The 18,515-nt window shown below is 65.4% G+C and carries 19 protein-coding genes; 3 read left to right on the top strand and 16 right to left on the bottom strand.

Going from position 1 to position 18,515, the window contains the following annotated elements:
• Nucleotides 1-18 precede the first annotated feature (18 nt).
• Nucleotides 19-942, bottom strand: coding sequence for a division plane positioning ATPase MipZ (locus FBZ93_RS08525; protein WP_146985495.1), 924 nt, complete (start codon nucleotides 940-942; stop codon nucleotides 19-21).
• Between the two features lie 274 nt (nucleotides 943-1,216).
• Here FBZ93_RS08525 and panC point away from each other — a divergent pair, with 274 nt between their 5' ends.
• Both panC and FBZ93_RS08515 read left to right on the top strand, forming a co-directional pair.
• Nucleotides 1,217-2,068 (top strand): pantoate--beta-alanine ligase, encoded by an 852-nt coding sequence (panC, locus tag FBZ93_RS08520; protein WP_146985494.1) that lies wholly within the window; start codon nucleotides 1,217-1,219, stop codon nucleotides 2,066-2,068.
• Between the two features lie 79 nt (nucleotides 2,069-2,147).
• The gene (locus tag FBZ93_RS08515; RefSeq protein ID WP_146985493.1) at nucleotides 2,148-2,894 is read left to right on the top strand and encodes a hypothetical protein; all 747 of its coding nucleotides are present in this window, start codon (nucleotides 2,148-2,150) and stop codon (nucleotides 2,892-2,894) included.
• Between the two features lie 4 nt (nucleotides 2,895-2,898).
• On the opposite strand, the gene FBZ93_RS08510 is transcribed toward FBZ93_RS08515, so the two are convergent.
• The 5 genes from FBZ93_RS08510 to FBZ93_RS08490 all read right to left on the bottom strand — a co-directional run bounded on the left by FBZ93_RS08510 (nucleotide 2,899) and on the right by FBZ93_RS08490 (nucleotide 6,131).
• The gene (locus FBZ93_RS08510; RefSeq protein WP_146985492.1) at nucleotides 2,899-3,339 is read right to left on the bottom strand and encodes a DUF1489 family protein; all 441 of its coding nucleotides are present in this window, start codon (nucleotides 3,337-3,339) and stop codon (nucleotides 2,899-2,901) included.
• Between the two features lie 130 nt (nucleotides 3,340-3,469).
• Nucleotides 3,470-4,417 carry a hypothetical protein gene (locus FBZ93_RS08505; RefSeq protein ID WP_146985491.1) on the bottom strand — a complete coding sequence of 316 codons (948 nt, stop codon included), beginning with the start codon at nucleotides 4,415-4,417 and terminating at the stop codon, nucleotides 3,470-3,472.
• Nucleotides 4,418-4,570: 153 nt separating this feature from the next.
• Nucleotides 4,571-4,774 (bottom strand): hypothetical protein, encoded by a 204-nt coding sequence (locus tag FBZ93_RS08500; protein WP_094194249.1) that lies wholly within the window; start codon nucleotides 4,772-4,774, stop codon nucleotides 4,571-4,573.
• Nucleotides 4,775-4,992: 218 nt separating this feature from the next.
• Entirely contained in the window at nucleotides 4,993-5,361 is a 369-nt protein-coding gene (locus FBZ93_RS08495) for a YidB family protein (RefSeq protein ID WP_050421692.1), read from the bottom strand.
• A 116-nt stretch (nucleotides 5,362-5,477) separates the two neighbouring features.
• On the bottom strand, nucleotides 5,478-6,131 hold the full coding sequence (locus FBZ93_RS08490; protein ID WP_167528970.1) for a glutathione S-transferase family protein: 654 nt from the start codon (nucleotides 6,129-6,131) through the stop codon (nucleotides 5,478-5,480).
• Nucleotides 6,132-6,252: 121 nt separating this feature from the next.
• Here FBZ93_RS08490 and FBZ93_RS08485 point away from each other — a divergent pair, with 121 nt between their 5' ends.
• Complete coding sequence (locus FBZ93_RS08485; protein ID WP_146985489.1) at nucleotides 6,253-6,930, top strand: DUF599 domain-containing protein; 678 nt, start codon at nucleotides 6,253-6,255, stop codon at nucleotides 6,928-6,930.
• Nucleotides 6,931-7,031: 101 nt separating this feature from the next.
• On the opposite strand, the gene FBZ93_RS08480 is transcribed toward FBZ93_RS08485, so the two are convergent.
• The 10 genes from FBZ93_RS08480 to FBZ93_RS08435 form a co-directional block, all read right to left on the bottom strand.
• On the bottom strand, nucleotides 7,032-7,934 hold the full coding sequence (locus FBZ93_RS08480; protein ID WP_146985488.1) for a hypothetical protein: 903 nt from the start codon (nucleotides 7,932-7,934) through the stop codon (nucleotides 7,032-7,034).
• Nucleotides 7,935-8,112: 178 nt separating this feature from the next.
• The gene (locus FBZ93_RS08475; RefSeq protein ID WP_146985487.1) at nucleotides 8,113-8,898 is read right to left on the bottom strand and encodes an aldo/keto reductase; all 786 of its coding nucleotides are present in this window, start codon (nucleotides 8,896-8,898) and stop codon (nucleotides 8,113-8,115) included.
• Between the two features lie 72 nt (nucleotides 8,899-8,970).
• The gene (locus FBZ93_RS08470) at nucleotides 8,971-10,290 is read right to left on the bottom strand and encodes a cytochrome-c peroxidase (protein WP_246667413.1); all 1,320 of its coding nucleotides are present in this window, start codon (nucleotides 10,288-10,290) and stop codon (nucleotides 8,971-8,973) included.
• Between the two features lie 36 nt (nucleotides 10,291-10,326).
• Complete coding sequence (locus tag FBZ93_RS08465; protein WP_146985485.1) at nucleotides 10,327-12,018, bottom strand: phospholipase C; 1,692 nt, start codon at nucleotides 12,016-12,018, stop codon at nucleotides 10,327-10,329.
• Nucleotides 12,019-12,426: 408 nt separating this feature from the next.
• Nucleotides 12,427-13,311, bottom strand: coding sequence for an alpha/beta fold hydrolase (locus FBZ93_RS08460; protein ID WP_146985484.1), 885 nt, complete (start codon nucleotides 13,309-13,311; stop codon nucleotides 12,427-12,429).
• 29 nt (nucleotides 13,312-13,340) lie between these two features.
• A complete protein-coding gene (hydA, locus tag FBZ93_RS08455; RefSeq protein ID WP_208763980.1) occupies nucleotides 13,341-14,753 on the bottom strand; it encodes a dihydropyrimidinase in 1,413 nt (470 codons plus the stop codon).
• A complete protein-coding gene (locus tag FBZ93_RS08450) occupies nucleotides 14,753-15,514 on the bottom strand; it encodes an aspartate/glutamate racemase family protein (RefSeq protein WP_146985482.1) in 762 nt (253 codons plus the stop codon). Before FBZ93_RS08450 ends, hydA begins: the two co-directional genes overlap by 1 nt.
• A complete protein-coding gene (locus tag FBZ93_RS08445; RefSeq protein ID WP_146985481.1) occupies nucleotides 15,511-16,314 on the bottom strand; it encodes a GntR family transcriptional regulator in 804 nt (267 codons plus the stop codon). The genes FBZ93_RS08450 and FBZ93_RS08445 overlap by 4 nt, the downstream gene beginning before the upstream one ends.
• On the bottom strand, nucleotides 16,311-17,087 hold the full coding sequence (locus tag FBZ93_RS08440; RefSeq protein WP_146985480.1) for a maleate cis-trans isomerase family protein: 777 nt from the start codon (nucleotides 17,085-17,087) through the stop codon (nucleotides 16,311-16,313). The genes FBZ93_RS08445 and FBZ93_RS08440 overlap by 4 nt, the downstream gene beginning before the upstream one ends.
• Before the next feature lie 55 nt (nucleotides 17,088-17,142).
• Nucleotides 17,143-18,447, bottom strand: coding sequence for an MFS transporter (locus tag FBZ93_RS08435; RefSeq protein WP_050421684.1), 1,305 nt, complete (start codon nucleotides 18,445-18,447; stop codon nucleotides 17,143-17,145).
• Between the last annotated feature and the right edge of the window lie 68 nt (nucleotides 18,448-18,515).

Genomic DNA, 18,515 nt, shown 5'->3' with positions numbered 1-18,515 from the left:
CCTATCAATTCACGATCGCTAGCTGCCGATGATGTCGTCGACTTCGAGCGGCTTGTCGACCTGGCTGAACCATTCGGCCCGGTTGGCGGCGCGGCGGCGGCCGCGTTCGTCGAGCGGCAGCTTGAGCTGGCGCAGCAGGCTCATCACCTCCTCGCGGGCGGTGACGTGGCCGAGGTTCGGGCGAGTGCCGAGCGTCGCCTCGTCGATCTCGTCGAGCGCCGTCAGCCCGCGCGGGAAGAATTCGCGATAGACCACCCGCTCGGCAAAGCCGTCGACCGCCCGGAACCCGAGCCGGAGCGACAGCTGCTTCAAGCCGTCGGCGACCAGCTGCTTGTTGCGCGAGCCGAGCATCGACAGCCGGTTGCGCACCACGATCCAGTCGGTCGATGCGCCGTCGAGCTGGCGGCGCTTGCGTCTGACGTCGCGCACCATCTCCGCGTAATGGCTCTCGCCGATCACCGAATAGGTCGCGGGATCGACGGTGCCCAGCACGTCGAAATCGAGGAAGCTGTCGTTGATCGGCGTCACCAGCGTGTCGGCCATCGAATGCGCGAGCCGCATCAGGTAGCTGTCCGAGCCGGGGGTATCGATGACGATGAAATCATAGGCACGTTCCACCGCGCTCACGGCGGCCATGAACTGCTGGAACTCGGCGTTCTCGTTTTCCTCGATCTGCATCGTCTCGCCGTACTTGATGCAATGATGTGCGGGCAGTTCGAGATCGAGCCCGGAGCGCCGCGCCCAGCCCTGGCGATTGCTGATGTAGCGGGTGAAGCTTTGCTGGCGGCAGTCGAGATCGATGGTGGCGACGCGCTGTCCGGCCTTCAGGAGCGCAACGGCGATATGCAGGGCGGTGGTCGACTTGCCCGAACCACCCTTCTCGTTGCCGAGCACCACGACATGTGCGGAGCCGGATTGACCCTGACTAGCCTGCACCAACATGATTCAATCCCCGCAATGATCTTCAAATCGAGCACGGCTGCGGTCAAGTGAAATGCATCACTGCGAGAGGAAATCAATTGCAGCCGACCTTAATGATGAATCGAACGAGCAAGCCGGCTGCGTCGATCGGCGGCACGAGGCCTGCGATCCATGCGCATTCGAGATCGGGTAATGCTTGTACGGCGGTTTGCCGACAGCGGTTCGGACTTGGTAAGCTGCGCTACCTGCCGAACACCAAACATCCCACCCGGATTGCCCCACGAGTCGAGACCAGATGCCGAGAAATCCCACCGTTGTCCGTACCGTCCCTGCCCTGCGTCGCGCCGTCGACACCCTGCGCGCCAAGAAGGCGACCGTCGCGCTGGTCCCGACCATGGGTGCGCTCCATGACGGCCATGTGTCGCTGGTGCGGCTCGCCAAGCGCCGCGCCAAGCGGGTCGTTGTTTCGATCTTCGTCAACCCGACCCAGTTTGCGCCGACGGAAGATTTCGGTTCGTATCCGCGCACCTGGAAGGAAGACGTCGCCAAGCTTGCCGCCGAGGGCGTCGACCTGATCTGGCACCCCGAGGTGAAGGCGATGTACCCGGACGGCTTCGCCACCCGAATCGTGCCGGAGGGACCGGCGACCGCCGGGCTCGAGGATCGCTTCCGGCCGCATTTCTTTGGCGGCGTCGCCACGGTGGTCGGCAAGCTGTTCACCCAGGTCCGGCCCGACGTTGCGATCTTCGGCGAGAAGGACTTTCAGCAGCTCCGGGTCGTGACCCAGATGGCCGCGGACCTCGACCTCGGCGTCAAGGTGATCGGGTCCAAGACGGTGCGCGAACGCGACGGCCTCGCGATGTCCTCGCGCAACGTCTACCTTTCGCCGGAAGAACGACGCGCGGCCCCCGAGCTCAACCGCGTGATGAAGCAAGCGGCAGGCCGCCTGCGCGCCGGCGAGGACAGCGCAACCGCAATGGCGGCCGGCGCCGCTGAGATCACCAAGGCCGGCTTCGTGCTCGACTATCTCGAGGTCCGCCACGCCGCCACCCTGGCGCCGATCGGATCGCTGAAGGACGGCCCGATGCGGATGCTGGTCGCGGCCAGGCTCGGCAGCACGCGCCTGATCGACAACATCGCCGTGTAAGGCTTCGGAAAGTGTGATGCCGTTCGCTTGCGCGGCGGCCGCGGCGCAGGGATGATCGCGACTTTTAGAGGCGATCGGAATGGTCAGTTACTTCAGGCAAGGCATTGTTCTCGGCATCGCGCTATTGGCCGCTGGGCTGGCGCAGGCGCAGACCAGGCCGCCGGTCGGCGGCGTCAATTCGGCGCCCGGTGCGATGATCTTCTATGTTGCGCATGGCGCGCCGGATTCCTGTGGTCCGGGCTGCTCGGACTGGATCGCGGCCGAAGGCTCCGTGCAGTGGGACACCTACAAGCGCCTGCTCGCGATCCTCGACCGGCAGAACGGCCGCAAGCTCCCGGTGGTGATCAACATCAAGGGGAACTCCAACCTCAATGTCGCCGCCAGCCTCGGCCGCATCCTGCGCGATCGCAGCATCGATGCCGTGGTCGCGGCGACCGAGGTCGAGGCGTGCAGCGGAAAATCCGAGGAGGAATGCTTTGCGCTCAAGCGGCCCGGCGGCCCGCTGGACGCGAAGGAGAAGCCGTCGGGCACGGCCTGCGATCTCGCCTGCGTGCTGGTACTGGCGGGCGGAGTGCATCGCAGCCTGCCGACGGGCAGCCACGTGGTGCTGAGCGGCATGGCGATCCACAACCGGCTCGCGCCCAACGTCTCGGCCGAGCATCGTGAGAGCCTGACCTCGATCTTCACAGACCAGTTCCGCCGCTACCTCGGCGAGATGGGGATCGATCACGAACTGCTCGACGTCGCCGTCAGCAATGCCGGGGGCGGCCGTTATGTCGAGATCCCGGCGTCCGAATGGAGCCGGCTGCATCTCGTCACTCAGTAATTGCTCAGAGCAATCCGAGGTCGCGCAGCTCGCGGCGCATCGGCTCCGGCATCGACGCCACGCTGGCCGCGCTCGACTTGGTGAGATCGGCGGGCGCGGAGTCCGCGGTCAGGTAGCGCCAACCCTGGAACGGCCGCATCGGCCGCGGCGAGACGGCGATCACCTTGGGCTGCATCACGATGCGGCAGCGCCCGATGCCGTCCTTGTCGCGGAACGGCTCGATCGCGACGATCTTCTCGCGCGCCGCGATCTCGCCGCGGATCACCCAGTACAGCGATCCGCCGGCGAGGATCTCCTCCTCGCGCTTCGGCGTCATCCGCGTGATGTGGACGTGACGGAGCGGCAGGCCCTTTTTCTTGGCGGTCGCCATCCGTTCGGCGACCCAGCCCTTGAGTTCCTTGACCGAGTCGCAACCGACGGCGAGCTTGATGAGATGAAGCGGCATACGGCGGATGTAGCGGCCGGCGCGCGCTTTGGAAAGGGAGCGATCAAAGCGGCAGTGGATATCGGGATTACCGCGAGGAACAATGCGATGACGGCGGCTCAGGCCGCCGTCATCACGCGCGGGCCCACGCCTAGTCCTGGCTCGCGGCCGCCGGCGCACTCGCCGCGGCGGGCGGCGGCGCCGCCGGCGCAGCAGCAGCCGGCGCGATCTGGACCGGACGCTTCGCGGCAGGCGGCCGCTTCGGGGCAGCGGGCGACGCGGCGGCAGCGCGCGCGGCCGGCGGCGGTGCCGCTGCGGGCTTCGCCGGCACGGGCGTCATGATGCTAATCGGTGGAGTGTCCGCCGAGCTCGGAAACTCCGCATTGGTCGGCTTGCCGGTGGGCATCGACGGCGGCAGCGCCGCGACCAGCCCGGCGGCAGACGGCGCGGCGCCAGCCGGCGCGTTCCAGGACGCGGCGTAGCGCGTGATGAGGTTCTCGTAGGTCCGGTCGTTCATGTTGGCGACGATCTGATGGTTGTCGCCGAGCGAACGGAATGCGGGGCACGCCGTCGGCGTGCAGTGGTCGCGCGCCATCAGCGCATAAGCCACCAAGCCATACCGGTCGTGCTCGATGGCGCGGCGCAGCGCCTGCAACTCGGTGGTCGAATTGCGCTCCGCGGTTGCGAGGTCGCCGAGCGCGGTCAGGCGCGAGATCTGCGCCGCCGCGTAGCTGACCGCCGCCGCGGCCGTATCGGACGACCCGAACAGCACCTTTTCGCAGGCATTGAGAACGGCGTCTCCGGCGAGGTCGTCGACGCAGGCCAGCGCCGGCACCGTCTGGCTGGTCAATTGCGCGGTGCGTGTCTCGCTTGACGCCGCCGCCTGCCCGCCAGGCCCGAAGCCGCGGATCGTCGCGGCGACCGCGACCGCGATCGACAGCAGCGTGATGACGGTCAGTGCGCCGTTGGCGACGGATTTTTCCGCGCGCAGCAGCGTGACCAGAACAACGATCCCAAAGAACCCCGCGGCGGCCAGCGTCAGCCACATCGGGAAGGTCGGTAAGCGCCAGATCTGGTCCAGCGAGGAAGCCCAATTCATGCGCGATGTCCCTCAACGCAGCGTAAGCACAATCGGCGACGGCCAACGTCGCCACCTCGACGTCCAACCTTCAGCACAATGGATCCGCGAACAGGGCCTTTTGACGGCGGCGGCGGGAAACCCGCTCCAGCCGCCGGCTTGCGCACAACTCGTTCAGGACAGCGCGAGCTGGCTCTCCTTGGCCACCCGTTCGAAAGCTTCAGTCGAGCTCTTGATGCGGTACTGGCAGTCGTCCCCCTCGGTCGGCAGCAGGCGGATCACCTCATAGGTGCCGCTCGCAGCGGGGCGCGCCACGTTGCTGGCCGTGAAATAGACGATCTCGCCAATCGAGTACTTATGCTTCAACGCCCTCTCCATTTTTTTAGAGATTGCTGGCCGAGCTGACAGTCCCGATAGCTCTGGCCGGCATTTTGAGAACCCTGCGGCAAGCTAGCACATCGCCCTGCCCCAAATCCAGCAAGATTGGGGCATGGCGAACGCGCTATTTTTGCAGGTTTTTCAGGGTGATAGACAGCAATTTACGTGCCAGCCGGAAATTCCCCGCCGGGCCTCGGCGGGAACCCGGTTCCACCGGCTCAGGCGGTATGCGGCAGCTTGCCGTTCGGGCTCGCGCTATCGACCGCGCCCGGAAGCTGCTGGGCCAGCACCTGGGACAGCTGGTCGACGGGGATGTTGAACCTGGCGGCGAGCTGCTTGACCGTGTCGCTGCCCAGCACCTGCTGGAGCTGCTCGGCCGTGATCGGCAGGTTCTGGCCGGTGCCGATCCAGGATTTGACCTGCTCGCCGAGGCCGGCCTGCTCGAGCTTGGCCACGATCGCGGACAAGCCGCCCTGCCCGCCATTGCCCATCACCTCGCCGAGCACGACGGGGATCACGGCCGCGCCGAGCTGGCCAAGCATGCCCTTCAGCTCCGGCGAATTCTCCAGGGAATCGAGAATGCCCATGGTCTAAGTCCTTTCACGACTTGCGAAACCAGCCTGTCGGATTCGACGCCCTCGGCCGCGCGGCGTCAAGCCGCGATCTTTGCGGCGGCTGTCACAATTCGGCAGTGCTGCGACCGTCAGACGTCCTCGAATCGCGCGATCCGCAGCGTCTCGGCCAGGCCGTCCCGGGTCCATTCCTGGAATGCCGGCAACTGCATCATGGCGTCGACATAGTGCTTCGCCTCGGGCTTCACCGGGATCGCGTAGGTGCGGAAGCGATGCACCACGGGCGCGTACATCGCATCCGCCGCCGAGAATGCCCCGAACAGGAACGGCCCCTGCTTGCCATAGCGCGCGTGGCAATCGGCCCAGATCTCCTCGATCCGCGTCACATTGGCCCTCGCATCGTCCGACAGCGCGACGGCGCGGATCGGCCGGTGCAGGTTCATGCCGCATTCGCTGCGCAGCGGCACGAAGCCGGAATGCATCTCGGCCGAGATCGCGCGGGCATGGGCGCGCACGGCGCGATCCGCAGGCCACAGCTTCGCGTCGGGGAATTTCTCGGCGAGATATTCGATGATCGCCAGCGAATCCCACACCGTGACGTCACCATCGATCAGTGTCGGCACCTTGCCGGCCTTGCTGAACGAGAGGATGCGGTCCTTGTCGGCCTGGTCCGTGTAGAGCGGAATGAAGACCTCTTCGAACGGGATGTTGTTGGCGCGCAGCGCCAGCCAGGGCCGCATCGACCATGACGAATAGTTCTTGTTGCCGATGACGAGCTTGAGCATGTCCGAGGAATCCTGTTGCCCGCGCAGTTTGCCATAGTGCATTGCACGCGTTCAACCTGTACATGACGCGGGATGCAAGGCGGCGCGGATTGGCAGCCGCGCGTTCACGAAGGAAGGCACCATGACCGGCTATTGGGTCGACATCCTAGCGGTCAGCTTCTTTGCGCTGGAATGGCTGGTCTATGCCATCACGCTGGAGCACACCGCCTATGGGCGCGACAGCCTGTCGGCGCGGATGCATGTCTATCGCGAGATCTGGGTGCGGAACCTGCTCCACCGCGACGCGCGGATGGTCGACATGCAGATCATGGCCAGCCTGCAGAACGGCACCGCGTTCTTCGCCTCCACCAGCCTGATCGCGATCGGCGGCGCGCTGGCGCTGTTGCGCGCCACCAACGACGCGCTCGCGGTGCTCGGCGCGCTGCCGGTCAACCTGACGCCCTCGCCGGCTCTGTGGGAGGTCAAGTGCATCGGGCTGATCCTGATCTTCATCTACACCTTCTTCAAATTCGCGTGGGCCTATCGCCTATTCAACTATGTCGCGATCCTGTTCGGCGCGATGCCGCCGGCCGGCGAGCGCGATACGCCCGAGGCGGAGGCGCACGTCATCCGCACCACGCGACTGTTCGAGACCGCAGGCCGGCACTTCAACCGCGGTCAGCGCGCGTTCTTCTTCGCGCTCGGCTATCTCGGCTGGTTCGTCAGTCCGTGGGTGCTGTTCATCACCACCGCCGCGGTCGTGATCGTGATCTGGCGCCGGCAGTTCGCCTCCAACGCCTGGCAGGCGATGGGAAGCTGAACAAGCCGCCCGTCATTGCGAGGAGCGAAGCGACGAAGCAATCCATCTATCCGTTTCGCGGAAGCATGGATTGCTTCGCTTCGCTCGCAAGGACGCCCGCCCTACGACGCAAAATCGCGCGGCGTGAAGTCGAGGTCGAGCACCTTCCATTCGCCGTAGCGATCCCGCGGCAGCATCGCATAGGGCTGGCAGGTTTGCAGCGCATCGGTCGCGCTCTTGAGCAGCAGCGGCCCCTTTTCCGATGCGGTGGCTTCGATCAGCAAAGGCGATGCGGCGAGCTTGCCGTCGGGCTTCATGAACACCCGAAGCTTGATCTTGACGTCATCGCTCGTGCTCAGTGTCGCCGGAAGCTTCATGCAGGTCTTCAGATGGCGGCGGAATTCGGCGACGACGCTGGAGCCGACGTCGGCCTGCTCGGTGGCCGCGGCGTCGAAATTATCCTTGCCGGGACCTGGGCCGGACGGCGCCTCGGCCGGCGGCTTCACGGAGATGTCCGGCGGCAGTCCAAGCATGACATTGTATTTGACGGACAGGTCCGGCTCCGGCTGCGTATAGGCAGGCGGTGACGCCGCCGCCTGTTGCTGCGGCATCGGCTGGGGCATCGGCGGCGTCTGGGGTGCAGGCGGCGCGGGCTGCTGCTCGGCCGCGGCATGTTGCGGCGCCGGGCTGGGCTTGGGCGCCGGTGTCGCCTGCTTCTGCGCCGGCTGCGGCGCGGACTGCTGCTTCTGCGGCGCTTGTGCTTGAGCAGTTGGTTCGGGCTTGGCTGAGTCCACCGGCTTGTCGAGTGACGGCAACTGCAACTCGGGCGTCGGCGACGGGCTCGGCACCGGATCAGGCTCGATCTCCGCCTTGGCGACCTCCTGCGGCGTCACGATCTCGACCGGCACCGTATCAGCGGCGACGGGATCGAACTGATGAACCTCCGAATAAAGGAAAATCAGCGCGAGCAGCATCAGGTGCACGAACACCGACGCCATCATATCCGCGTTTGGCCGAAACTTCATCCCGCTCGATCACATCGGTGTCGTCTCCCCGCCGGCTACAATACCGGCTGGAACCCACCTGCCTCAATCCCCCATTCGCGATCCAAAACCGCGATCAGCCAGCGGGCAATAGCACGATCCGGACCGCTGCCCAGCCATTTTCCGCGACGCCATGCTCAGGCCAGGATCCGATGGGCCATCAGCGCGCGGCCGCGCTCCCCATCGCCGTAATCTCGCGCATATCCTCATCCGACAGCTCGAAATCGAAGATGTCGATATTTTCCTGGAGCCGCTCGAGCTTTGAGGTGCGCGGGATCGCCGAGACATTCTGTTGCACCAGCCAGCGCAGGCAGATCTGGGCAGCCGTCTTGCGATAGCGGTCGCCGATCCGCGCCAGCGCGCGGTCGCCCTTGACGCGCCCCTTCGCGATCGGGCTGTAGGCGACGAACGCCATGCCATGGCGTGCACAGGCCTCGATCACATCGGCCTGGCCGAGATAGGGATGGTACTCGACCTGATCGCAGGCGAGCGGTTCGGAACACGCCGCAACCGCCTCCTCGATCTGCGCCACGTCGAAGTTCGAGAGCCCGATATGCCGCGCCAGTCCGGCCTGCTTGACCCGCGCCAGCGCGCCGAGCGTCTCAGCAAGCGGCACGTGCGGATTGGGCCAGTGCAGCAGCAACAGATCGACCTCGGTCAAACGCAGCCGCGCCAGGCTCTCCTTGGCGGAACGTTCGAGATCCTTCGCCATGAAATGCGTGGTCCAGACCTTGGTGGTCACGAACACATCGTTGCGCTTGATGCCGGAGGCGCGCAGCCCCTCGCCGACCTCGCGCTCATTGTCATAGATCTGCGCGGTGTCGATGTGCCGGTAACCCAGGCGCAGTGCCTGCTCGACGATGCGGGCGCAGGTTCGCCCGCGCAGCTCCCATGTGCCGAGCCCGATGACGGGGATTCTTGCGCCGTTGCCTTCGACGACATGCATCCGCCCATTATGCGCGCCTGACGAAGAGCTGCCAACTCACGTATCGGTTCCACGAGGGACGGTGGCGACCGCTCACCGCTCCGGCTGGTAGCCGTCGGTCAACGTCTTCAGGAAGGCGATGATGTCGGCTTCATCCTGCGCCGTCATCGCAGGCGTATCGCCCAAATGGCGCTCGAACGGCGGATCGCTGAAGTCGACATTGCCGTGATATTTTTCCGGCAGGTCGTCGTACTTCCTTAACCTTCCGTCGGCTGCGCGGGGATACACCTTGTCCGGATTGGTATCGCGGAAATTATAGAAATCGAGCACCTGCTCGAGGCTGGTGAAGACGCCGTTGTGGAAGAATACCCGGCGCTTTGCCGTGTTGCGCAAGGTCGGCGTCAGAAACATTCCGCAATATTGCGTCTGCTCGGCAATGTCGGTGCGATACGGGCCGCAGACCCCGAGATCGAAATAGTTGGGATCGCGATTGCTGCCGAGCGCGGCGTTGCGTGGCGCGCCGAGCGCCTCATACTGATGGTCGGTGAACAGCGGCGGCAGGCCGTCGCGGGTCGGCGCCGAGGTGTGGCAGCCGGCGCAATTGGCCTTGTCCGGATCGTTGAACAATTGCAGGCCGCGCATCTCGCTCTCGCTGAGCCGCGTCTTGCCTTCCAGCCAGTAGTCGAACTTGCTGGTGTAGGGATGGAAGCTCGGCTCCTCGACCTGATAGCGCGCGACCGCGAACATCGCCTCCGCGACCAGCAGCCGCGTATTGTCGAAGACACCGGCGCCGAATAATTCGGCGAAACGCGGCGCGTAGCTCGCCTGGCGCAGCTTCTGCGCCACCACCTCGATGCTGCCGCCGTCCATCTCGTTGGGATCGAGCAGCGGGAAGATCGCCTGGTCCTGCAGCGTATCGGCGCGGCCGTCCCAGAACAGTCCGCCCTGCGGCACGATGTTGACCGCCGACGCGGCGGTCCCGGTCGCAACCTTCTTGGCGCGTGCGGCCCGTTGGCCCGCCGCCGCCAGTTGCGCGAAGTCGACGACGTTGTCGTCCTCGTCCTTCTCGGGCCCGATGCTGAAATTCGGTTGCCGCTCCAGATAGGTCAGGCCCGGCACGGCGCGTGTCCCTTGCCGGGACTGCGCGGGCCCGCCGAGCATGACCGCCGCATCATTGGGCGGACCGTAGGCGTGGTCCGGACTGTGACAGGATGCGCACGACAACGCGCCCGAGGACGACAGCGACGCGTCGAAGAAGATCTTCTGGCCGAGCTGCGCCATTCCGGACAGCGGAGCCACAGGCGGACGCCTGAGCTGCACCGGATTCGGATTTGTGCCCGGAAGCCCTTGCGTCTCGACTGCCGCAACGGCGCCGGCCATGCAGAGCAGGCCGGCGCCGAGAAGCCACAACATGCGGCCGTTCATATGACGTCCAGTTATCCCAGCGCGTTAGTGATGGTGATGATCGTCAGCGCTGACGACCACCGTGCCCGCCGTCGGATCGAGGAACAGCTTGTTCTGCCGGTCGTCATCGTCACGATCGTGACCGTGATCGAAATCGAACAGGTCCGTGATCGGTTCGACGCCGTCGTCGAACGAGCCGCCGCCGAGACGCTGGCCGTGCAGCCAGTTGTCTTCGATGAAGCGCACGACCGACGCCTGCGAGATGCGGGTGTGGCTGACGAAGTTCTTCTTGGCGAAGGGCGAGATCACGATGAACGGCGTGCGCGTGCCGGGACCGCAGCGGCCGTTCACCGGCTGGCCGTTGAGGCCGTTCGGCTGGGTCTGCTTGCCGACACCGCGGCCGCACTGGCCGGGACCGTTGACCTGGTCGGCGGTCGGATCATACGAGGCGCTGGTCGGCGCGATGTACTGGTGGTCGTACCAGCCGTCGGAGTCGTCATAGGTGATGATGACCGCGGTCTCGCGCCACTCCTTCTGCGTCTCCAGGAAGTTGATCAGCTCGACATTGCCCGCCTGCTCGTCGAGCGGATCGGAGTTGCCGGGATGACCGTCCTGATAGGCCGGCATCTTGATGTAGGAGACGGCCGGGAAGTTGCCGGCCTTCACCGAGGCGTAGAAATCCTCGAGATCGTAGGCATGATTGGCCGGATCGACCGTCTTGCTGCCGGGAACGTAGGTGTGGCCGATCGCGTTGACCGAGCTCGGCCGCGCATGGGTCGGGTTGGCCGTCGACTTGTAGTACTGGAACCAGGCGTGGTGCGGGATGTAGTCCACGATGGTGCCGTTGACGTTGCTCGAGAAGGTGCTGCGGCCACAATTGGTGGTGCCGTTGCTGTTCTTGAGCGTCAGATCGAACCCGCCCATGAAGCTGCCCCAGCTGATCTGCTCGGCGTTGAGCAGGTCGCCGATGTTCTTGCTGGTCATCAGGACCTGGCTGGTCGTGCTCGAGCAGGAGTCATATGCAGGATCGGTGTCACCGATCAGCGTCAGGCCGCCCTGGCCGTCGGCGATCGACGACGACGTGCCGACGATGTTCTGCGCACCGTTGGTCTGGCCGGAGACCACCTCGAGCGCGCCGGGCGTCGACGGACCGAAAGTGTCGGTCCAGTTGTTGTCGCTCATCGCGAAGTTCTGGGCGTAATTCCAGAACGCGGTGACGGTGTTACCGTCGAAATAGCCCATCACCTGGCCGTTGGTGCCGAAGGCGCCGACGCCGCCGGCGGTGCCGCGACCCGTGAACTTCGGAAACAGGTCTTCGTTGCCGTTGTCGACCGCCTGCTGCTCGGGCGTGTAGGCGTGGTTCTGCGAGCGCGTGTTCGCCTGGGTGCGATCGAGGCGGAACGGATTCGTCGCGCCGGTACCGTTGGCCGGATTGAGGTTCGGGTTGTTGGTCAGCAGATTGGCGTTAGCGAGGTTGTTGACCTTCGGCGTATGCGGCTTCGCAGTGAACGGAATCGAGCCGGTCGGGTTGGCTGCATTCGGATAGGTCGCGAAATAATGATCGAACGAGCGGTTCTCGTTGAAGATGACGACGAGATGCTTGATCGGCGTTGCGGTGTGGATGTCGTGCGGATGACGATGATCGTGATCCCTGTCGTCCTGAGCGGCGGCGCTGCATGCAATTGCAGCGGCAGCAACCAGACAGACTCCGACCGTCGAAAGAAATTTGGCTTTCACCGTAGTGCCCCTTGATTTTACAGATTTGTGACGTCGACCTGCGACAAGTTATCCATCGCCGATGACAGCGCCGTGTAAGTTTTGTGCGAGCAACACATCGTCACAACGATTCATCATCGCGCGTTGATTCATCATCGCGCGCTTCGATTCACGCGTCGGTTGCAGCGCTTGCCTGCGATATTGGATTGATCGCTATGACGCACGCGCGTCACGAATCGATCCGCTCTCGCGCGTATTGCGTGGCGACGATCCGACATGGCGGAGTGCGCGAAGAAATTGGCGGAAATGGATGAAGCACCAGAGTGCCGCAAGCAACAATCCGGTTGGCCGATCGCGCACGAGCATTTGGGCAAGGGGCAATGGAGCCCCTCGCCTTCTCACGCAAGCCGCTGACGATGAGTACGCGCGCTAGTCCTTCATCCCGGTGATCGAGGCACTCACCGCGCGAGGATCACGCTGCGGCCAGCGGCCGCTTTCGACCTGGGACAGGAAATCGCCGACGATGCGGTTGTATTCGTCAGGCTCCTCGATGTTGATGGCGTGGCCGCAGTTCGGCATCACCGCGAGTGCAGCCGACGGGATGCTCTGCTTCATCAGGATGCCCGGCAGAAGGCACGGCCAATCCTCGTCGCCGGTGATGATCAGCGTCGGCACATTGATCCGCTTCATCTCGTCGACCAGCGTGTAGAGCGACGGACGCTCCTTCTGCACGCCCTGCTGGGTGTTGGCCGATCCCACCGCCGAATGCTCGGCCAGCATGCGCTTGAATTCGGCATGGCCGCGCGGGTCCTTGTTCTCGTACTGCACGCGCGTCGGCCCATAGGCATAGCGCTCGGCGAAGGCCGGCATGCCCTCCTTACGGATCATGCCCGCGATCACATCGGCCTCGGCGCGAAACGTCTCGCGCTTGTCGAGCTCGGCGCCATAGCCGCAGCCGCCGATGCACAGCGACAGCGCCCGCGCCGGGTGGCGCAACCCGAAATGCAAGGTCGCAAACCCGCCCATCGAGAGGCCGATGATATGCGCCTTCGGCGCGCCGATGTGATCGAGCACGGCCAGGATGTCGTCGGCAGCGCGCGCCTGCGAATAGGACGAGACTTGCTCCGGCACATCAGATGGCGGAAAGCCACGGGCATTGTAGGCGATGGTGCGGAAGCGCTTGCCGAAATGCCGCATCTGCGGCTCGTAGCTGCGCAGGTCGCCGGCGAATTCATGGACCAGGATCACCGGATGACCGGATCCGGTCTCTTCGAAATAGAGCCGCACGCCGTCGTCTGATGTCGCGTAGGGCATGGTGGTCTCCTGCCTTCTTGCTTTGGGTGTTACGGGATGGTCGCGGCTCCCGGCGGTTTCGAGCGCGGCAAATATGTGCCGTGCTCCTTGCTGCCGACAAGGGTGCCGTCGTCGACGACCACCTTGCCGCGCACCATGGTCAGCACCGGCCAGCCGGTCACTTCAAGCCCTTCATAGGGCGTGTAGTCGGAGCCGTCGTGGATCAGCTCGTGGCGGATCGTCACCTTGCGCTTGGGGTCCCACAGCGCGATGTCGGCATCCGAGCCGACCGCGATCGTGCCCTTGCGCGGATAGAGGCCGTAGATCTTGGCGTGGTTGGTGGCGCTGAAGGCGACGAAGCTGTTGAGGTCGATACGCCCCTTCACCACGCCCTCGGAGAACAGGATCGGCAGCCGGGTCGCGACGCCGGGAATCCCGTTCGGCACCCAGCGGAAGCTGGTGCGCCCCTTCGGCGCGAGCTTGCCTTGTGGGTCGTCGTAGCGGAATGGGCAATGGTCCGACGAGAACACCGAAAATACTTTCTGCTGCAGGCCCTCCCAGCAGGCCTGCTGGCTGGCGAGGTCGCGCGGCGGCGGCGAGCAGACATACTTTGCGCCCTCCATATTGAGCTGGTCGAGATCCTTCTCGGTCAGCATCAGATACTGCGGACAGGTCTCGCCCATCACCCGCAGGCCGCGCTGCTGCGCGCGCCGGATTTCGTCCATCGCCTCGCGGTTCGAGACGTGCACGATCATGATCGGCACATCGACGAGCTCCGACAGCGAGATCGCGCGATGCGTAGCCTCGCGCTCGACCGGGATCGGCCGCGAGGTGGCGTGGAAGCGCGGCGCGGTGTTGCCGGCACGTTCCAGCCGATCGGTCAGGAAGCGGATGGCGTCGAAGTTTTCCGCATGCACCATCAACATCGCGCCGGTCTCGCGCGCGACCGACATGGTCTCGAGCAGCTCGCGATCCGACAGCGCCAGCCCCTCATAGGTCATGAAGACCTTGAGCGAGGTGTAGCCGTCCTCGACCAGCGCCGGCAGCTCCTGGCCCAGCACATGCTCGGTCGGATCGGTGACGATGAGATGGAAGGCGACGTCGACATGGCATTCGCCTTCGGCCAGCGAATGGTAATGCTTGAGCGCCTCGCGCAGCGTCTGGCCCTTCTCCTGCAGACAGAACGGCAGCACGGTGGTGTTGCCGCCGAACGCCGCCGAACGGGTGCCTGAGGCAAAGCCATCGGCCATCACGATGCCGTCGCCCGACGGCTGGGCGAAATGGACATGGCTGTCGATGCCGCCGGGCAGCACCAGCCGGTCGGTGGCGTCGATGATGGTGGTTGCCGTGCCGAGATCGCGACCGAGCGCCGCGATCTTGCCGTCGCGGATTCCGACGTCACAGGCAAAGGTGTCGGCAGCCGTGACCACGGTGCCGCCGCGGATGATGGTGTCGAAGGACATCAGTTTGTCCCCTCTTTCGGTGAGCGATGTTCGATGATGGCGGCAAGCGGCTCGGCCAGCCCGATCGTCGGCTTCGGATCGGGACGGCGGAAGGTACCGGCGATCGCCTTGCGCGGCTTGAGCACGGCAAGCGTCTCCGCCTGGCGCATGGCCGCGGCGACCGGATCGACCACGGGCACCGGAATACGGTCGCGCACCTTTGCCGCGAGCCCGGCGAGCGGCGCGCCGGACAGAATAACGACGTCGGCAGCGTCCTGCGCGACCGCCTGGTTGGCGAGCGCGACCAGGAGGTCCTCCTTCTCAGCCTGGACGTCGGAGATCGACTGGAAGCTGCCGTCGAGCGTGCGGATGCCGGCGCAGCGTCCGCTCAGCCCATGCATGGCGACACATTCCTCGTACCAGGGCGCCAGCGCGCCGGCGAAGGTCACAATCGCAAACCGCCGGCCGAGCATGCAGGCGGTGAGCATGGCGGCCTCGGCCAATCCGACGACCGGAAACGCGAACAGCTCGCGCGCGCCGAACAGGCCGGGATCGCCGAACGCGGCGATGATGGCGGCATCGATGGGACCGGCCTCGGCCAGCATCTCCAGCGCAATCGCGCCGCCGATCTGCGCCTCGGCGCGGGTCGCGATATACGGCACGCCGCGCGTGGCAGTGACCGGCACGAGTTCGGTACCGGCCGAGGCGACCTTGCTGCCGGCGGCGTGGAGCAGATCCGTCACATCCGCCGTCGTGTTGGGATTGAGCAGCAGGATCTTCATGACGCAATCGTCCTCGCCTTGCGGCCGCGCGGCTTGGCGGGCGCGTCCGGCACTCCAGCCTCATCTGCCTTGCCATCCAGCGTCTCGGCGACGATCTCGCCGGTGCGGCGCACGTGGTGGGCCAGGATCTGCCCGGCGAGCGCCGCATCGCGGCGTCTGAGTGCGGCCAGGATATCCTGATGCTCGCGCACCGATTCATCCCAGCGCCCGAGCACCGAGAGTGCGAAGAAGCGCGCGCGCTCGGCCCGCGCCAACAGCGCCTCATGGGTCGCCTTCAGCACCGCGTTGCGGGCGAAGCCGACGATCGCCGAATGGATCTGCTGATTGGCCTGGAAATAGTCGCGCAGCTCGCCGCGGCCGTGATGCCATTCGATCTTGTCCTGCAGCGCCTCGAGCCGTTCGAAATCGGCGTCCTCCATGCGGAGCGCGGCGAGCTCGGCAGCGCAGCGCTCGATGCCGCTGACGGCCTCGAACAATTCGGCGAGCTCGGCGCGGCGGAACGGCGTGATCACGGCGCTGTGGTTGAGCCTGAGCTCGACCAGGCCCTCGTTCGCCAATTGCTTCAGCGCCTCGCGCAACGGGGTGCGCGAAATGCCGAGCGCATCGGACAAATCAGCCTCGCCCAGCGATTGCCCCGGCGCCAGCTCGCCGCGCACGATCATGGTGCGCAGCCGCGTAGCCGCCTGCTCGTGCAGCCCGACCCGCGGCACGCGCAGACGGCGCCGCTGCAGCGCCGTCATCGCTCGCTTGGGCTCCTTGCGACGTCTGGTCGGCTTGGTTTCGCTCTTGGACTCAGTCACTGCACGCCTTTATTGTCTTGATCGGAGATCGCGCTCGCTGCGCGCAGATCGGGATTCGTGAACAGGCCGCCCCAGCCATGCACGCGCGACGGATCACAGCCGACCGCTGTAAGGCACGCCCACAGCGTCACCGCGATCGAATCGAGCACCGGCACGCCAAATCCGCGCTCCAGCCGTTCGGCCGCGCCCGCGCCGCGCATGTTGGTGCAGAGCACGACGGTGGCATCGCAGCCCTCGCGCGCCACTTCCTCAATCATCCCTGCAATCTCGGCCTCGCTAACCCCGGCAAAGGAGAAATTATCCTGCAACGACAGATGCCGCTCGGCGAAGCAGTGCAGCCCTTCCGAATTCCAGTTGGCGATGATCTTGTCCTGCACATCCCGGCGATACGGCGTCACCAGCCCGATGCGCCTGGCGCCGATCCGCCGCAGCAGGTCGCGATAGGCCAGCACCGTAGTGCAGGCCTTGATCCCTGTCGCCGCCGTGATCTGCTCGCACAGGCTCTCGTCGCGATCGAAGCCGAGCCAGCTTGCCGAGGTGCCGTTCCAGGCGATCACGTCGACCTTGGCATGGGCCAGCAACTCCGCCGCACGAAGAATCTCGCTGGCGTCGAACTGGCGCAGCGCCTGCTCGGACAGCGCGATCTCCGTCACCTTGAAGCGCGAGAAATGCGCCGTGACCCCGTCGACCCCTGCCAGCATCGCGCAGGTGATCGGCTCGAGTGCGGTATTCGACGACGGCGTCAGCATGCCGAGCCGGACGGAACGTGTCATTCGCGAGGCCTCATCAACCGGCCGAACCCTTCACGGGCTCGGCCGCACTTCGATTCTAGACCGGAAGCTTGCGGCTGTAGTCGATCAGAGTCGAGCAGATCAACAGCGCAATGCCCGCGGCGGCGAAATACATCAGGGCCAGGAAGTAGGAGCCGGTGGCCTGCACGATGAAGCCGACGATCAACGGCGTCGTGATGCCGGCGATGTTGCCGCCGAGATTCATGCAGCCGCCGAGGAAGCCGGACTTGCCGCGACCCGCCAGCGCCGAGGGGATCGCCCAGTACATGCCGCACCAGCGCAGGAAGAACAGCGTCGTCGACAGCAGCACCACGACCGCAACCGCATTGGTGACGTAGGCGACGAGGAAGATCGACACGGTCGCCATGATCGCGGCGATGCCGAACAGCGTGCGGAACACGGTGTTGGGCGCCCCACCCCGCGCGCGCCAGCCATCGCCGATCCAGCCGCCGACCAGTTCGCCGACGAAGCCCGCGAAGAAGATGATGAACGAGGCGCCGCCAAGCGCCTTGATGTCGAAGCCGTGCACCTTGAACAGATAGGTCGGCATCCAGGTCAAGAGCCCGTAGAACGTGGTGTTGAAGAACATCCAGCCGAGGCACATGCACCACACCGAGCGGAAGCGGAAATAGGCGATCCCGCTTGCGCCTGACGAGGGCGGCGTCGCCGCATCCTCGATCGCATGCGCCTCCTCGAGATAGCGCGCCTCGGCTTCATTCACCGACGGATGCTCGCGCGGCACGTTGCGGATGTAGTACCAGGCCCACAGCCCGCACAGCATGGTGCCGATGCCGGCGACGACGAAGGCGACGCGCCAGGAGCTGAACGCCGCCATCAGCCAGGCGATCACGATCGAGCCGAGCGCAGCGCCAAGCGGCGCACCGCCGTCGAGCAGCGTCGCGCCGCGGCCGCGCTCGGTCTGCGTCATCCAGATCGCGTTGAGCTTGCCGCCGGCCGGATAGATCGGCGCTTCCGACGCGCCGAGCCCGAGCCGGGTCATCAGCAGCAGCATCCAGCTGGTGGACAGCGCCGCGAGCGCCTGGAAGAAGCCCCAGAACAATGTCGCAAGCGCGATCACGATGCGCGGCTTGAAGCGGTCGGCGAGCATGCCGCCCGGCACCTGCATCAGCGCGTAGGTCCAGAAGAACGAGCTCAGGATCAGGCCCTGCATCGCCGGATCGATGTCGAACTCCTTGGCGATGACGGGCATCGCGACCGACAGCGACGCACGATCGATATAGTTGATCGAGATCAGGAACAGCATCAGCAGGAAGATCTTCCAGCGCACGCCGCTGGGCTTTGCCGCATCTGCCATTGCGATGGTGGACACCTGCTCGCTCATTGCACGCTCCTCTGCCGGCAGATTGTTCTTGCCCCTCGCGCGCCCTCGTCATCGAAGGTCGTTGGCCT

It is taken from the genome of Bradyrhizobium macuxiense (assembly GCF_007993935.1).
Classification (GTDB): domain Bacteria; phylum Pseudomonadota; class Alphaproteobacteria; order Rhizobiales; family Xanthobacteraceae; genus Bradyrhizobium; species Bradyrhizobium macuxiense_A.
This window is presented reverse-complemented; position numbering and strand designations above follow the sequence as displayed.

Coding starts and splice junctions, on each gene's coding strand:
- FBZ93_RS08525 (WP_146985495.1), bottom strand. CDS start 942: ATGTTGGTGCAGGCTAGTCAGGGTCAATCCGGCTCCGCACATGTCGTG.
- panC (WP_146985494.1), top strand. CDS start 1,217: ATGCCGAGAAATCCCACCGTTGTCCGTACCGTCCCTGCCCTGCGTCGC.
- FBZ93_RS08515 (WP_146985493.1), top strand. CDS start 2,148: ATGGTCAGTTACTTCAGGCAAGGCATTGTTCTCGGCATCGCGCTATTG.
- FBZ93_RS08510 (WP_146985492.1), bottom strand. CDS start 3,339: ATGCCGCTTCATCTCATCAAGCTCGCCGTCGGTTGCGACTCGGTCAAG.
- FBZ93_RS08505 (WP_146985491.1), bottom strand. CDS start 4,417: ATGAATTGGGCTTCCTCGCTGGACCAGATCTGGCGCTTACCGACCTTC.
- FBZ93_RS08500 (WP_094194249.1), bottom strand. CDS start 4,774: ATGGAGAGGGCGTTGAAGCATAAGTACTCGATTGGCGAGATCGTCTAT.
- FBZ93_RS08495 (WP_050421692.1), bottom strand. CDS start 5,361: ATGGGCATTCTCGATTCCCTGGAGAATTCGCCGGAGCTGAAGGGCATG.
- FBZ93_RS08490 (WP_167528970.1), bottom strand. CDS start 6,131: ATGCTCAAGCTCGTCATCGGCAACAAGAACTATTCGTCATGGTCGATG.
- FBZ93_RS08485 (WP_146985489.1), top strand. CDS start 6,253: ATGACCGGCTATTGGGTCGACATCCTAGCGGTCAGCTTCTTTGCGCTG.
- FBZ93_RS08480 (WP_146985488.1), bottom strand. CDS start 7,934: ATGAAGTTTCGGCCAAACGCGGATATGATGGCGTCGGTGTTCGTGCAC.
- FBZ93_RS08475 (WP_146985487.1), bottom strand. CDS start 8,898: ATGCATGTCGTCGAAGGCAACGGCGCAAGAATCCCCGTCATCGGGCTC.
- FBZ93_RS08470 (WP_246667413.1), bottom strand. CDS start 10,290: ATGTTGTGGCTTCTCGGCGCCGGCCTGCTCTGCATGGCCGGCGCCGTT.
- FBZ93_RS08460 (WP_146985484.1), bottom strand. CDS start 13,311: ATGCCCTACGCGACATCAGACGACGGCGTGCGGCTCTATTTCGAAGAG.
- hydA (WP_208763980.1), bottom strand. CDS start 14,753: ATGTCCTTCGACACCATCATCCGCGGCGGCACCGTGGTCACGGCTGCC.
- FBZ93_RS08450 (WP_146985482.1), bottom strand. CDS start 15,514: ATGAAGATCCTGCTGCTCAATCCCAACACGACGGCGGATGTGACGGAT.
- FBZ93_RS08440 (WP_146985480.1), bottom strand. CDS start 17,087: ATGACACGTTCCGTCCGGCTCGGCATGCTGACGCCGTCGTCGAATACC.
- FBZ93_RS08435 (WP_050421684.1), bottom strand. CDS start 18,447: ATGAGCGAGCAGGTGTCCACCATCGCAATGGCAGATGCGGCAAAGCCC.